At 69.7% G+C, this 15,372-nt stretch carries 9 protein-coding genes and 1 pseudogene; 6 read left to right on the top strand and 4 right to left on the bottom strand.

The features are described 5' to 3' along the window. Positions 1 to 13 precede the first annotated feature (13 nt). A complete protein-coding gene (locus tag ACZ7D7_RS17000) occupies positions 14 to 1,249 on the bottom strand; it encodes a sigma-70 family RNA polymerase sigma factor (RefSeq protein ID WP_470825125.1) in 1,236 nt (411 codons plus the stop codon). A gap of 464 nt (positions 1,250 to 1,713) precedes the next feature. Here ACZ7D7_RS17000 and ACZ7D7_RS16995 point away from each other — a divergent pair, with 464 nt between their 5' ends. From ACZ7D7_RS16995 to ACZ7D7_RS16985, 3 genes are read left to right on the top strand one after another with little or no spacing between them, the layout of a single operon-like run. After that, positions 1,714 to 3,525, top strand: coding sequence for a DUF4357 domain-containing protein (locus ACZ7D7_RS16995; RefSeq protein ID WP_470825124.1), 1,812 nt, complete (start codon positions 1,714 to 1,716; stop codon positions 3,523 to 3,525). Further along, a complete protein-coding gene (locus ACZ7D7_RS16990) occupies positions 3,522 to 4,775 on the top strand; it encodes an McrC family protein (protein WP_470825122.1) in 1,254 nt (417 codons plus the stop codon). Before ACZ7D7_RS16995 ends, ACZ7D7_RS16990 begins: the two co-directional genes overlap by 4 nt. 36 nt (positions 4,776 to 4,811) lie before the next feature. After that, positions 4,812 to 6,947, top strand: a complete 2,136-nt coding sequence (locus tag ACZ7D7_RS16985) for a UvrD-helicase domain-containing protein (RefSeq protein ID WP_470825121.1) — start codon at positions 4,812 to 4,814, stop codon at positions 6,945 to 6,947. Positions 6,948 to 7,009: 62 nt separating this feature from the next. Here the strand turns inward: ACZ7D7_RS16985 and ACZ7D7_RS16980 are convergent, their stop codons facing one another. Then, positions 7,010 to 8,665: an N-6 DNA methylase gene (locus ACZ7D7_RS16980; RefSeq protein WP_470825120.1), complete on the bottom strand. Its 1,656-nt coding sequence runs from the start codon at positions 8,663 to 8,665 to the stop codon at positions 7,010 to 7,012. A 1,093-nt stretch (positions 8,666 to 9,758) separates the two neighbouring features. Beyond that, positions 9,759 to 10,325 carry a dihydrofolate reductase family protein gene (locus ACZ7D7_RS16975; RefSeq protein WP_470825118.1) on the bottom strand — a complete coding sequence of 189 codons (567 nt, stop codon included), beginning with the start codon at positions 10,323 to 10,325 and terminating at the stop codon, positions 9,759 to 9,761. Between the two features lie 300 nt (positions 10,326 to 10,625). Here ACZ7D7_RS16975 and ACZ7D7_RS16970 point away from each other — a divergent pair, with 300 nt between their 5' ends. Beyond that, complete coding sequence (locus tag ACZ7D7_RS16970) at positions 10,626 to 11,318, top strand: hypothetical protein (RefSeq protein ID WP_470825117.1); 693 nt, start codon at positions 10,626 to 10,628, stop codon at positions 11,316 to 11,318. A gap of 93 nt (positions 11,319 to 11,411) precedes the next feature. Here the strand turns inward: ACZ7D7_RS16970 and ACZ7D7_RS16965 are convergent, their stop codons facing one another. Then, entirely contained in the window at positions 11,412 to 11,825 is a 414-nt protein-coding gene (locus tag ACZ7D7_RS16965; RefSeq protein WP_470825115.1) for a MerR family transcriptional regulator, read from the bottom strand. Between the two features lie 453 nt (positions 11,826 to 12,278). Here ACZ7D7_RS16965 and ACZ7D7_RS16960 point away from each other — a divergent pair. Together ACZ7D7_RS16960 and ACZ7D7_RS16955 are read left to right on the top strand one after the other, a co-directional pair. Continuing rightward, positions 12,279 to 13,787 (top strand): annotated as a pseudogene (locus tag ACZ7D7_RS16960) (SulP family inorganic anion transporter). Positions 13,788 to 14,069: 282 nt separating this feature from the next. Further along, entirely contained in the window at positions 14,070 to 15,362 is a 1,293-nt protein-coding gene (locus ACZ7D7_RS16955; protein ID WP_470825113.1) for an ABC transporter substrate-binding protein, read from the top strand. The last annotated feature ends 10 nt before the right edge of the window (positions 15,363 to 15,372 follow it).

The raw sequence follows: 15,372 nt of genomic DNA, 5'->3' as shown, positions 1-15,372 counted from the left end.
GGATGCGGCAGGTTCACTGGTGGGACGCGACCATCCGGTGGCGGATCAGATGGCCGAGCAACTTGGCCTTGGCCTTCCGTTCGAGCTGGCGGATGCGTTCGCGGGTGACGCCGAAGACGACTCCGATGTCCTCGAGCGTGTCCGGCTCCTCACCGTCGAGTCCGGTGCGCCGGATGACGATGTGCCGCTCGCGCTCGGGAAGGTGCTCCAGGACATGCCGCAGCCGTGCCTGATGCTCCTTGCGGATGACGACGACCGGGGGTTCGGGCAGTCGGCACGGCCCGATGACCAGATCGCCGAGCGCGGTGTCCTCCCCGATGATGCGGTCCAGGGAGTCGGTGGGCCGGCTGATCCGCCGCACCTCCTCGACCTGGGCGAAGGTGAGGCCGGTCGCGTAGGCCACGGCGTCGACGGTCCTCGGGCGGCCTTCGTTCATGAGCTTGCGCTCGGCCACGGAGACCTTGCTCACCCTTTCGTGTATGTACGCGGGCAGCCGGATCGTGGTGCCCTCGTCAGCGATGCCCCGGGTGATGGACTGCTTGATCCACCAGGTCGCGTAGGTGGACAGCTTGAAGCCCTTCGTGACGTCGAACTTGCGGACCGCGCGCATGAGTCCAAGCGTTCCGTGCTGCACGAGGTCCTCGATGTCCAGCCCGTGTCCCTGGAACCCCTGCGCGATCTTCCAGACGAGCCGCTGGTTGTGCAGGACGAGGCATTCGTAGGCACGCCACCGCTCGCCGGTGCGGGGCAGCGCTTTGATCTCCTCCTTCGGCACATCGCGGTCGAGGTCGCCGACCCCGTCCCGCAGCAGCATGGCGAGACCAACTTCCTCGTCCGCCGTGAGGATCGCCTTGCCCGGGTTCCGGCGCCACCGATCGTCCTCGAGGACGGCCTGGGCCGCCCGGACGGCGTCCCGCACACCGTCGTCGGTGGCCGGGACGACGGAAAGGGCGCCGCGCTTCTTGCCGACCGGCGGCTTCGGAGAGGCAGGGGACGCGACCCTGGGACGCGTGGGTCGGCCCGTCCCGTCGACGACGAGCGTCCGGCTGGAGGTGCGGGGCGGGCGGGGACGGGTGATCGGGAACTCCGCCGTCAGTTCGCGTGCTTCGGCGGCGCTGAGACCGTGGAGCCTGACGACGCCGTCGTGGGCGAGTCTGCCGACCGAGCCGTCGGCGTCGGCGTAGCGGGCCAGCATCCGCCTGGCCTGGGCCAGCCGGACAGCGGCCGGGGACGGGGTGGCGGGCTGCACGGGGGCCGCCTCGCCTGCCGCTACCAAGGTCCGGCGCGGAGGCGTTCCCGCGCGAACCGTCCCGCCCGCGGCTCCCGGAGTCCGGCGCAGAGGCTTGACGTGGATGCCGAACTCGGCGAGCCCTTTGCTGAGTCCGCGCCGCTGTTCATCGGTGCTCAGCCCGAGCCGATCCGCCTCGGCCGCGAAGGCCCGCTGACTGACCACCCCCGCGCGCGAGGCGCAGCTTTTCAGTCTTGCGATGACGGACGGCAACTCCGCCTCGATCGCGCGCCGCTCAACATCGGCCACCCGCTCCCCCTCACAGCCCCGCTCCGACCCCCGCCGGAATTTCCACACTTTACGACCGGAGTAGTTACACTCTCAACAGATTCTGTGCATGCGTTTACTTGTACACTTAGTCTCTTGACAGCGTCAACAGGTAAACTGCGAGTCACGATGAAGCCGCCCGTCCGGAAAGGTCACTGATGACTCGCCCCGAACTCCTCCCCGGCACACCCGAGTTCCTCATTCGACTACCCAAGGGCGGCGAGGCGCGCGGGCATTTGCTCTCCGAGTTCGGCGGCAACGGCACGAACAAGTTCCTGCTGCGGGAGGGGTCCCTCGTGACCGCCGACGAGTGGCCGGGGCTCGGCCGCCACGCGCGCCGCTTCCGGGCGGAACTCCGCGCGGACGGCGCCCTCGTGGATGCTCCGGCCGTCCCCGGCCGTATTCAGGACGCGCCCGCGCGCTGGGTGGTGACCCGGGACATCGAGTGCAACTCCTCGTCGGCCGCCGCCGCGCTGGTGTACGGCTACGACGCCTCCGGTCCGGAGTCCTGGCGCACCGACGAGGGCCACCCGCTCTCCGACTACCTGTCCACCGGCTGGCGTCCCCCGCACAAGGCGTGGCTAGTGCGCGGCTCGAACGTCTCGGGCCACAACCTGGTGCGGCGGCTGTGGCTGAAGGAAGGGTTCGTGTCGCTGTCGGGCGCGCACCTGCCGCCGCTGGAGGAGTCCGATCCGACCAAGAGCGCGTTGCGCCGCTTCGTCGAGGAGGGCTACGAGGGAGCGGCCTCGTACCACCAGAAGCAGGGCCTGGTGGACGAGTTGCACGCGTTCCTGACGCAGATGCGGGTCGGGGACACCGTGGCCACCTACGACGACGACCGGCTGTACCTCGGCCGGATCACCGGGGACGCCGTACAGACCACGTCGCCGGGCGGGCTGTCCAATCTGCGCCGGTCGGTCACCTGGCGGGCGGACAGTCACCCGTACGACGAGCTGCCCGGGGAGTTGCGGCAGAAACTGTCCGTGCAGCACGACGTGGTCGATCTGACCGGCGTCCTGGACGCCCTGGACGGACTGACCGGTCAGGCGGACAGCACGGACGAGACGGAGGTCGCGGAGACCCTTGAGCGGCCGGTGCCGAAGGAGTTGACGCTGCCCGAGATCAGCGGGTCGCTCGCCGCCGAGCTCCTGGTCCACGACCGGGCGTGGCTGCATGAGCTGCGCGAGCTCCTGCTCGACGAGAAGCAGTTGGTGTTCTACGGTCCGCCGGGCACCGGCAAGACGTACCTGGCGATGAAGCTGGCCGAGTACTTCGGGGGAGGACCGGAGCAGGTCAAGATCGTGCAGTTCCACCCGTCGTACTCCTACGAGGACTTCTTCGAGGGGTTCCGGCCGGTGGAGGACCCCGAGACGCGGGAGGTGGCGTTCCGGCTGACCGCCGGCCCGCTGCGGGAGCTCGCCGACCTCGCCTCCCGCGAGGGCAACCGGCACATCCCCCACTTCCTGATCATCGACGAGATCAACCGTGCCAACCTGGCCAAAGTCTTCGGGGAGCTGTACTTCCTGCTGGAGTACCGGGACCGGTCCGTCCGGCTCACCTACTCCGGGGACGACCTCCCGCTGCCGCCCAACCTCTTCGTGATCGGCACGATGAACACCGCCGACCGGTCGATCGCGCTGGTCGACGCGGCGATGCGGCGCCGTTTCGCGTTCGTGGAGCTGTCCCCGCGCACCGAGCCGACCGCCGGGCTGCTCGGACGCTGGCTCGAGCGCGAAGGGCGCGACCCGGAGCCGGCCCGCCTCCTCGACGCCCTGAACTCCCGGATCGACGACGCCGACTTCGCCATCGGCCCCTCGTACCTGATGAAGCCGGGCGTGTACCGCGACGGCGGCCTCGAGCGGACCTGGCGCACGAAGATCCTGCCACTCCTCGAAGAGCACCACTACGGCGAGGGCATCGACGTCGCCGCCCGCTACGGCCTCGACTCGCTGCGCGAGCGGCCGGCATGACCGCACCCGTGCCGGATGTGGTGCTGCACGAGTACGGGCCCGCCGTCTCCGTGCCGCTCGGCGCCGCGGCCGGCCGGGCCCTCGCCGCCTCCGGCATACTCCAGTCCGCCACTCCGGACCCCGCCCGGGACGGGCACTGGCTGCTGCGGGCGGGGAGCCGGGTCGGCGCGCTCCGCACGCCCGGCGGTCCGATCGTACGGATCATGCCCAAGACCCCGGTGAGCCGGATCTTCTTCCTGCTCGGGTTCAGTCTCGACCCGGAGCGGGCCTGGCGCGACGACCGGGAGGGCACCGTCGACACCGGCGCGTACGACGACGTGGTGCCCGCGCTCACCCACGCCGTGGAGCGGCGGATCGACGCGGCGCTGCGGCAAGGAGTCCTCCAGGGTTACCGGGAGGTGGAGGAGTCCTCGCTGGTGGTGCGCGGGCGGATACGCGAGGCCGAGCAGATCAGGCGGCATTTCGGCCGCACACCTCCCGTGGAGATCGCGTACGACGCCTACACCGCGGACACCGCCGAGAACCGCATCCTGCGCGCCGCCGTCGAGCGGCTGCTGCGGCTGCCCGGCGTTCCCGGCCCCGTGCGGCGGCGTCTGGCCCACCAGCGGGTCCGCCTCGCCGACGCCCTGCCACTGGTCCGGGGGCAGGATCTGCCACGCTGGCAGCCCTCCCGCCTCAACTCGCGCTACCAGCCGGCTCTGCGGCTCTGCGAGGCCGTGCTGCGGGGCTCCTCACCGGAGCACCTGCCGCCGGGGGCCGATCCGCTCGCCGTGGACGGCTTCCTGTTCGACATGAACCAGCTGTTCGAGGACTTCGTCACCGTCGCCCTGAGCGAGGCCCTGAAGGAGCACGGGCTGGCCCCTCGCCTCCAGGACCCCCACCACCTGGACACCGCCGGCCTCGTGCGGATCCGACCCGACCTCGTGGTGCGCACCGGTGACGGCCGGACGCCGATCGCCGTCGTCGACGCCAAGTACAAGGTGGAAAAGGCCGACGGCCGCCTCAACGCCGACCTGTACCAGGTGCTCGCGTACGCCACGGTGCTGGGCCTGCGCGAGGCACACCTGGTGTACGCGGCCGGACGGCTGCCCACGCGCTTCCACGAGGTGCGCGGAACGGCGGTGGAGGCGGACGGGCGCGGTGTGCGGCTCTACCAGCACAGCGTCGACCTCTCCCGCGAACCGGGACAGCTCATGTCGGCCCTGCATGACATCGCCGGACGTCTGGTCCGCGCCGGCTCCCCCGCGTGACCGTGACCATCAGCCCGACGGAAAGGAAGACACCATATGCCCCGGCTCGCCTTCGCCCAGAGTTTCTGGGACGGCTACGACACCCTGGAAAAGCCGGTCCGAGCCGGAGTGCGCAAGGCCATGGCGAAGTTCCAGGCCATGAGCGCCGCCGAACTCAACGCCGACAAGGGCCTGCATCTGGAGTCCGTCGAGAACGCCCGTGACCGGCGGATGCGCACCATCCGCATCACGGACTTCTGGCGTGGCGTCGTCCTCGCGCCCGACGACGGCAGCGACGTGTTCCTGCTCGTCAACGTGCTGCCGCACGACGACGCCTACACCTGGGCCGCGAAGCGCCTGTACAGCGCGAACTCCGCGACCCGGGCCCTGGAGGTGCGCAACGCCGTCGCCCTGGACGAGCTCACGCCGCTGTACGAGACGGCGGCCCGCTCGGCTCCTCGGCTGCTCTTCGAGCACATCTCCGACGGCACGCTGCGCGAGCTCGGCATCGACGACCAGGTGCTGCGCGCTGCGCGCTCCCTGGTGGACAAGGCCCAGCTGGAGGCGTTCTCCACGCTCCTGCCGGAGGACCAGCTGGAGGTGCTGCAGTACCTCGCCGAAGGCTTCAGCCCGGAAGAGGTCTACCGGGACGTCGTGGCCGTCCGCCGGCCCGCCGACGCGCCCGCCGAGCCGGTCGAGGACCTGGCCACGGTGATCGCCAACACCCCCGCGCGCATCCGCCTGGTCACCGGCCCGCAGGAGCTGGAGGAAGCCCTGGACAAGCCGTTCGCCGCCTGGCGGGTCTTCCTCCACCCCTCCCAGCGACGCGTCGCCTACCGCACCTCGTTCGGGGGCCCTGTCCAGGTCACCGGCGGCCCCGGCACGGGCAAGACGGTGGCGGCCCTGCACCGCGTCAAGCACCTGCTGGGCCGCTCCGACGACAGCCGCATCCTGCTCACCACGTACACGAACGCGCTCGCCGCCGGCCTGCGCGACATGCTCGGCCTGCTCCTCGACGAGGACGAGAAGCTGCTGGCGCGGGTCGACGTGACCACGGTGGACGGCTACGCACACGGTGTGGTGCGGGCGGGGTCGGCGACCGCACCCAGGCCGATCGGGGACCGGGAGCAGCGGCAGCTGTGGGAGAAGGTCGTCAAGCAGCTCGATCTGCCGTTCACCGCCCGGTTCCTGGCGCAGGAGTACCGGCACGTCGTCCTCGGCCAGGACCTCCGCGATCTCGACGCCTACCTCGGCGTGAGTCGTCGAGGGCGCGGCACCGGTCTCGGGCCCGCACGCCGCCGGGAGGTGTGGAGCGGCGTGGAGCGGTTCGAGCGGCTTCTGCGGGACCGCGGTGAGACCACGCACCTGGGGATCTGCGCACGCGCCGCGGATCTCCTCGCCGAGGCGCCGGCCCCGTACGGCCATGTCGTGGTCGACGAGGCACAGGATCTGCACCCCGCGCAGTGGCGTGTGCTGCGCGCCGCCGTGTCCCCGGGTCCCGATGATCTGTTCGTCACCGGCGACCCGCACCAGCGGATCTACGACTCCCGGGTGTCCCTCGGGTCCCTGGGCATCGCCACGGCCGGCCGCAGCTTCCGGTTGCGCGTCAACTACCGCTCGACCGAGGAGATCCTCGCCTGGTCGGCGCGGCTCCTGTCGCCCGTCACGGTCGACGCGCTCGAGGGCGAGGACACGGACTCGCTCGCCGGGTACCGTTCGCTGCTGCACGGGCGCCACCCCCAGGCACAGGGCTACGCCACACGGCAGGAGGAGACCGAGGCCCTGGTGGACCGGGTGCGGGAACTGCTGGACGAGGGCCTGGCACCGCACGAGATCGGCGTGTGCGCGCGCTTCAACCTCTCTCTGGACTCGGCGGAGGAGAAGCTGAAGGCCGCCGGTATACCCGTGCTACGGGTCAAAGGTCAGACCGCGCAGAGCGCCGAGGGGGTGCGGCTGGCGACGATGCACGCGATGAAGGGCCTGGAGTTCCGGGCGGTGTCCGTCCTCGGCACCGGCGAGGGCGCCGTCCCGTTCACCCGGGAGGTCACCCCGCGCGAGGCGGACCCCATGCAGCACGAAGCGGACCTGCTCCGGGAGCGCTGCCTCCTCTTCGTCGCCTGCACCCGCGCTCGCGAAGCCCTGAGCGTCACATGGAGCGGAGCTCCGAGCCCGTTCCTGCCACACGTCGCCTGACCAGCCGCCCGCTGCGGCCCGTGCGGAGCTTGCGGGGCCCGCGCCAGACGCCCCGCACCTCCTCACTTCTCCGGCGCCAGGGCTCCCGTGGAGAGGCCGTCGCGGGCGATTTCGGTGAGCTCCCGACTCAGCTCGCCGACCTTGCGCATCCCTTCCTCGAAGGCGGACAGTGTCCGGAAGGCGGAGCCGTACCGACGCTGCTCGTCGATGCCCATGCGAGGGATGCGTGAGCCCCTGCCGTCGAGGCGGTAGGTCCCACTGGCACTGGTGCTCCGGCGAGCATTGACGGAACTGCGCAGGAAACCCTGCAGGTAGTCCGTGTCGAGCTGCTCGCTGGCCGAGACCGGTTCCGGCCCGTCGTACGCGACGAGTCCGGCGCGGGCGAGGTCCGCGACGCTGGTGGTGGCGCCGTCCAGGGAGCCCGGTCCGCCGCCCGGCGCGAGCTCGGGCAGCAGTGCGGCGAGTCGGCGGATGTGCTCCTCCAACTCTTTGCGCAGGGCGGCGTATTCAGCGGGATAGTCCCGGTTTCGCGTCCGCAGATGGCTGCCGGGCGTCAGGTCGACGGTGTCGTCGAGGAGCTCGATCAGCGGCACGTCGGCGACCTGGTCGGGGCGTGGTTCCAGGCTCCCGTCGGGACTGTTGCCGGTCAGGTCGATCATGCGCACGGTGTGGTTCGTATCCGCGGTTCCCGTGCCCTCGGGGCGCTGAAGACACCACAGGTGAACGGGCAGGGCGTGCGAGGTCGCCGTCCCTGCTGGCAGGGCGACCACTTGGCGCACGATGCCCCGGCGAACGAGTTCCGCCCGGATACGGCGGCCTGCCTTGCGATACGCGACCGAGGCTGGCATGACCATGAGGACCTGGCCGCCGGGCGCGGTGTGCGCAAAGGCGTGCTGGAGCCACGCCAGTTCCCCTTCGGCCTTGGACGGGGTACCGAGTTCCCAGCGGGAGTCGAGCAGCAGTTCCTCCCGCCCCCACTCGGTCACACCGGCCGGCGGGTCGCAGACGACCAGGTTCGCCTTGAGGTCCGGCCATTCGTCCGCGCGGAGGGAATCACCTGCCACGATACGCACACTCGATCGCCCCAGAAGGTCGGCGCGGAGTTGCGCGAAACGAGCGCTGTCAGCATCTGCCTCCTGACCGCAGCAACGCGTTCCCGCATGGGCCGCAACGGACAGGAGTAGCACTCCGATCCCGCATGCGGGATCGAAAACCGTGGCATTGCTCGGTAGTTCAGGAGCGAAGTGACGCACGGCACGCACCACGCGTTCGGAAGTCACCTGGTCCGATCCCGCACGCCGGGCGGAATCCATGAAACGTTCCGTCAGCCCGTTCAGGAGGTCGACAGACCCTTCGGTCCGGGCGAGCCTCCGCACACGGGTGGCGATGCCGTCCGGCAGCCCCAGCTCATGCTCTCCGGCCAGCATCCCGGCCACCCCGGCAAGTCCCGTGACTGTCTGCTCCCCGTACACCGCCCGCATGGCCTGCCACAGTTCGACCTCGGGTGACACCTCCTGGCCTTTGCGCTGCTTGTCCAGCCACGCCTGGACCTCCGCAAGCGCGTAGAGCGGACTGGTCGCGGCGCCCCCCGCCGGCGCCGGGAAGTCGTCATAGCGCCGACGCCAGTTAGAAACAGCGGCCCGGGTGACCCCCGCCAACCGAGCGATCTCGGAACCGGTGATAAGAGGGCCAGCCGATGAAGCGGCATTGTCCGTCATACCCCCAGCGTACACGGACCGAAATTCGCACTCCAGGGAGAAGTTTATTGACATCGTACACAGTTTCACCGGGGCCCTTTGTGTGTACTTAGTCGCTCTGAGCCCAGTGCGGCACTTCTGCCCCCCCCGGCCAGCAGGGTCCCTCCTGATAGAGGACGAACGGCCCTCGTCCTCACCAGCCTCTTCGCTGTGGTCTGCCTCCATCTGTTCCGGCTCTCACCGACTCAGCCCGCTCTGCGGTCCTTGGCCTCTTCCCTTCCGCGAGGAACTCGGGATAACCGGTCTCCTCACCATCGTCCAGCACTTGGCCGACAGCTTTCTCGCACTGGAGCAGATGAGCGGCACTGCCTTCCCTGCAGCGTCACCCCCTGGCCGAACGCGCAGCAGTTGGATCCCCGAATGCCTCAAGGACAAGCGCTTCGGCCTCTCCTTCGCCCTCCGGCAGAAGGAACTGAACATGCTCCGCGGTACGGTCTCAACATCTTTCGGCAGGCACGTACCGTCATCTACCTGCTCCTCAGCGACGCCCCGGTTCCTCTGCTCGGTATCTGTGACTACTCGCGCATCGTGCGTAGCCTGGGCCGACACCGCGACGACCTTCCGCTCTCCCGGTCGCGGTATACCGAAGCCGAGGCCAATGGCGCCGGCACAGTGGACAAGAAGGACACCGGGTCTGGCGAGGTTAAGACCCATGCCGCGGTCGACCTGTCGAGTACCAGGGAACGTCCCAAGCGGGAGCCTATGACCTGTCGAGGCCCCCCGTCTTGGCGGCCACCGGTCAGCAAGCTGGGACGCTCCCGCGCCCGATGCTGACCGTTTGCTGACCTGAGTGGAGTCATCAAGCCTCTGACCTGCAAGACGCCCAAATGCTAGATCTTGGACTTGAACATGCTTCGCAGCATCGGGGCACTCCCACAATTAGGCTCCCTGCCTGCGTTATTGCAGGTCAAGGGCTGTTTCGACACCCTATAACGCGTGGTACGTCCGGGCGGTTTCCCCCCAGAACGACCGCGTTCAGCGTACGCAACGGTCCCCGCCGACGCCCGTGACGATGGCCACAGCGGGTGCCGGCCGCCCGGTACCGAAGTGACGCTCACCGCCTGGTCTCGTACCGGTTCAGGACGACGCCACCGGGAAACGTCCGCGTCTCCACGAGGTTCAGGTTCACCCAGCTGTCCACCGCGGTGAAGAACGGCGTGCCCCTGCCCACCAGGACCGGATGGGCGGCGATGGCGTACTCGTCGATCAGGCCGGCGCGCATGGCCGCTCCGGCGAGCGTCGCGCCACCGATCTGCATCGGGTCGCCGTCCTCGGCCTTGAGCCGGGTGATCTCGGCGATCGCGTCGCCGGTGACCAGGCGGGTGTTCCAGTCGACCCTGTCGACCGTCGAGGAGAACACCACCTTCGGCGCGTCCCGCCAGTTCCGCGCGAACTCGATCTCCTGCGGGGTGGCGTCGGGCTGCTGGTCGCCGGTCGGCCAGTAGGAGCTCATCGTCTGCCACAGCTTGCGTCCGTACAGCGACAGGCCGCAGGCCTTCTCCTGGTCGAGCCACCACCGGAACAGCTCGCGGCTCGGCGGGCCGCTCCAGCCGATGTCGTCGCCGGGCGCGGCGATGTAGCCGTCCAGGGTCACGTTCATGCCGTAGATCAGTTTCCGCACGGCCCTGCCTTCCGTTTCACGGGTCTCTCGCCCTTTGGACCAGCGTGCCGCAGGAAACTCATCGGTGCGCGGTCCGGGCTCGCCGGTGGTCCGGGTCCTCGGACTCGGGCGCGGTCCTCGCGCGTTGCCCTCGTTCTCAAGGGATTTCAGGGTCATGCCAAGATTGCGACGACGGTCCCCGGACCGCCTCCGCCCCCGGCACTGCCGGCCCGGTGCAGGGGTGTCCGGAGCCCCGCCCACTCGTCCTGACCGGCTCGCCGTCTCTGCCCAAGCCGTCTCTGCCCAAGAGGAGCACGCAGCATGGCCGTCCACATCACGCCATACCTCCATGCGTCTGCGCTGCCCGGGAAGGGGCAGCCGGCGGGTTCCCAGGCGCCGATCCACGCCTCGATCCACATCGGGGACGGACCGAAACAGGCGACAAACGTACTCGCCTACGTGGAACGCGAACTGCCGGCCGGCGGCATACCCGCCTACCTGGCCGCGCGGAAGTCCGGAGCCCGTGCCTTCTCGCTGTGGGACACCCCGTTGCGTGACCGGCAAGTGGCCCGCGTGGTCACGCAGTCGGCGCAGGGCGGCCGTGCCACGTACCTGGTGCTCGACCCGCAGGGACAGATCATCGGCACGATCACGCGCCGCAAGGCGTTCAGAGGGGGATTGCGAACCCGCTGGACGGTCTCGCAGCCCGGAGGGCCAGAGGCGGTGGGCTACAAGGGGCGCCTGTTCTGGTGGGCCGTCACCTGGCTGCTGTCCCCCCTGATTCCACCCCTCTTCATCGGCGCACTGCTCCAGAACGGCGACCTGCCCCGGGCCCCGCGACGGGTGAAGTGGCGTGCGGCCGGCCGCATGGTCATGGAACACAAACCCTCCGCCTCGGAGGCCGTACTGCTCCACGAACCCGGGCAGGACCCTCGGGTTGGCGCCGCTCTCGCCGCGCTGCTGGAGTCCTTCAGGGGCTGGTACAACACGTCTTGGGACGAACACCGAGAGTAGGACCGTTCGTTTCCGGGGCAGTCGGAGGGTGTCGAATCCGTCCTCGCCGAGGGGCGGACCGGCCCGATGCCGGGCACGTGCCGACCTGCGCGGTCAGGGGCCGGTGGAGCGGGCGGGTGACGGCAGGCGTCTGCGGAGGCTGTCCTCGAAGTCCTCGGCGCGCGCGAGCTGGACCCGGAGTCTCTCGACCTGTTCGGCCGCGGCCTGCTGGTAGGTGCGGACGCGGTCCAGCAGGGACTCCCGCTCCTCGGCGCCGAGCGTGTCGTCGGCGTCGAGCCGGTCGGTGGCATCCAGCAGGTCGCGCATCTGGTCCAGGGTGAAGCCGAGGGGCTTCATGCGGCGGACGACCATGAGCCGGGCGACGTCGTTCTCGGTGTAGAGGCGGAAGCCGCCCCGGGAGCGGGCGGAGGGGACGACCAGGCCGGTCTCCTCGTAGTACCGGAGGGTGCGCAGGGACAGCTCCGTGCTCGCGGCGACCTCGCCGATCCGCATGTGCCTGTCGTCCATGCCCGTGATCCTCCGGCCCGACTCGTCGGCGGCGTTCTCGGCCGGTGGGCACCGCCCCGTCCCTACCCTAACGTTAGGGTAGGGTTCCTGGTGGTGAGGCTGGCGTGCCGCTGCCTCACCATTGCCGTGTCGGGGCCACTGGTGCCCCCGGCGAAGACCCGATTCTTGCAGGTGAGAAGCGTGCGCGAGCCCATGACGCCCGGCGCCGCCGTCTGTCCGCCATGAGGCTTCGCCTCCGGACGTGAGGCACGGCCGCGCCCGTGGGTCGGCCCGCCCAGGCGGCGTCGAGGCGGTCGCCGTCGTGGTGGGCGACGGCGGTCACCCGTCCGTCTTCGGCTTCCGGTCCCATAGGCACGGGGCCGCTCGCGGGGTGCCGGCCCGGCCCCTCCGCGTCCTCCCGCACGCCTCGGCCCGCCGCAGGGGTGTGCCCGAGCACGACAGGTTCCGTCTCCCTTGTCTTCCGCTGCCACTGCCGTATCCCCGGCCGCGCGTCTGCGCGGTCTGAAGCCCGACTGGATCTCCGACCCGAAGGCCTGGCGCACCGAGGTCCTCGCGGGCCTGGTCGTCGCGCTCGCCCTGATCCCCGAGGCGATCTCGTTCTCGATCATCGCCGGGTCGACCCGGCGATCGGCCTGTTCGCCTCGTTCACCATGGCCGTGGTGATCTCGATCGTCGGCGGCCGCCGGGCGATGATCTCCGCCGCCACGGGCGCCATCGCCCTCGTCGTCGCCCCGCTCAACCGGGAACACGGCTTCGGGTACCTGATCGCCGCCGTCATCCTGGCCGGCGTCTTCCAGGTCGTCCTCGGGGCCCTCGGGGTGGCGAAGCTCATGCGGTTCATCCCCCGCTCGGTCATGGTCGGATTCGTCAACTCCCTGGCCGTTCTGATCTTCATGGCCCAGGTCCCCGAGCTGCGTGGCGTGCCGTGGGCCGTGTATCCGCTGGTGGTCGGCGGCCTGGCCCTGATGGTCCTTTTTCCGAGGATCACCACGGTGATCCCCGCGCCGCTCGTCTCGATCGTCGTCCTCACCGTCGTCACCATCGGCGCGGCCATCGCGGTACCGACCGTCGGGGACAAGGGCGATCTGCCGTCCTCCCTGCCCGTTCCGGGCCTGCCCGACGTGCCATTCACCCTCGACACCCTGACCACCATCGCCCCGTACGCCTTCGCCATGGCGCTGGTCGGCCTGATGGAGTCGCTGATGACCGCCAAGCTCGTCGACGACATCACCGACACCCGCTCCGACAAGACCCGCGAGTCGGTCGGACAGGGCATCGCGAACATCGTCACCGGCTTCTTCGGCGGCATGGGCGGCTGCGCGATGATCGGCCAGACCATGATCAACGTGAAGGTCTCGGGAGCCCGGACCCGCCTGTCCACCTTCCTGGCGGGCGCGTTCCTGATGGTGCTCTGCATCGCCTTCGGCCCGGTCGTGTCCGACATCCCCATGGCCGCCCTCGTCGCGGTCATGATCACGGTGTCCTTCGCGACCTTCGACTGGCACTCCGTCGCCCCGAAGACGCTGAAGCGGATGCCCGCCGGGAAGACCGGCGTCATGCTGATCACCGTCGCCTGCGTGGTCGCCACCCACAACCTCGCCACCGGCGTCGTCGCCGGCTCCGTCACCGCCGTGATCGTCTCCGCCCGGCGGGTCGCCCGCCTCGCGGACGTCACCGCCGTCCTCGACCCCGACGGCACCACCGTCATCTACCGGTCACCGGCGAGATGTTCTTCGCCTCCCCCACAACATCGTCGGCCGGTTCGACTACGCGGGCGACCCCGACACGGTCATCATCGACCTGAGCGAGGCTCACATCTGGGACGCCTCGTCCGTCGCCGCCCTCGACGCCGTGGAGACCAAGTACGCCCGGCGCGGCAAGTCCGTCGCGATCACCGACCTCAACACCCCCAGCGCCCGGTTGCACGACAAGCTCAGCGGCGAACTTGCGGCCGGCCACTGACAACACCGCGCTCACCGCAGAGGACCCCCGCCACAGGCCGGGGGTCCTCTGCCGTGGGACCGGAAACGCGTGCCGCCCGCCCACGGCGCTCTCTCCTCCGACGTGCATCTTGGGCGATCGCACCGGACCCACCTCGGTAACGATTGAACAACTTGCGAAAACTCCATGTTGCTGGGGATTCATTTTCAGCGGTAGACCTTGCTCCTGCTTCGCCGATGGTCCATTAATTTGCGCAACATTACGGGCAGTCGGATCACTGACGACAGATCAGGGAGCTCCACGATGACGAGGAAGACCCGCAGCGCGACCGCTGCCGCGATCGGCGTGTGCATCGCACTCGCCGCTGCCGGCTGCGCCGGTGGTGGCGACGGAGACGGCGGCGCGTCCGGCGGCCGGGGCACGGTGACGCTCTGGACGAACGCGATGGAGGGGCGCGGTGTGGAGTTCTGGAGGGAGGCCGCGAAGGCGTACCACGCCCTGCACCCGGACCTCACGATCAAGGTCCAGTCGGTCCAGAACGAGGACCTCGACGGCAAACTGCAGAACGCGCTCAACTCCAACTCCGCGCCCGACATCTTCCTCCAGCGCGGTGGCGGCAAGATGCAGGCCATGGTCGACGCCGGCCAGATACGGGCGCTGGAGCTGACCGACACCGACAGGGCGAACGTGGGCGAAGCAGCCCTCGAGGGCGTCTCGATCGACGGCAAGGTCTACGCGATGCCGCTCGACACGCAGCCCGAGGGCATCTACTACAGCAAGACCCTGTTCAAGAAGGCCGGCATCACCGCGCCGCCGACGACGACGGAGGAACTCAAGGACGCCGTCGCGAAGCTGAAGGCGATCAAGGTCGCGCCGATCGCGGTCGGTGCCAAGGACGCCTGGCCGGCCGCGCACTGGTACTACAACCTCGCCCTGCGCGAGTGCAGTCAGGAAACGATGCAGGAGGCCGCCAAGTCGCTCACGTTCGACGACCCCTGCTGGACCGAGGCCGGCGAGGACCTCGCCGATCTCCTGGAGACCGACCCCTTCCAGAAGGGCTTCCTGACGGCGTCGTCGCAGCAGGGCGCCGGGTCCTCGGCGGGCATGATGGCCAATCACAAGGCGGCCATGGAACTCATGGGCAACTGGAACCCCGGTGTGATCGCCGACCTGACCCCGGACAAGAAGCCGCTCCCCGACCTGGGCTGGTTCCCCTTCCCCGCGGTGCCCGACGGCAAGGGCGACCCGACCGCCATCATGGGCGGCGCCGGCGGATACTCGCTCTCCAGGAACGCGCCGAAGGAGGCCCTGGACTTCCTCCGGTTCGTCGTGACCAAGGAGCAGCAGGAGGCGTACGCCGAGGCCTTCGACACCATCCCGGTGAACAAGCGGGCCCAGGGGGTCGTCACCGAGCCGTACAACATCTCGGCCCTGGAAGCCTTCAACAAGGCCGCCTACTCGATGCAGTTCCTCGACACCGTGTACGGCCAGAACGTCGGCAACGCCATGAACGTCGCCGTGGTCAACCTGCTCGCCGGAAAGGGCTCCGCCGCCGACATCGTCAAGGACGTCAGGGCCGCGGCCGAGAAGGGCTGAGGCAGCAGAC

The organism is Streptomyces sp. NPDC037054, assembly GCF_055606745.1.
This window is presented reverse-complemented; position numbering and strand designations above follow the sequence as displayed.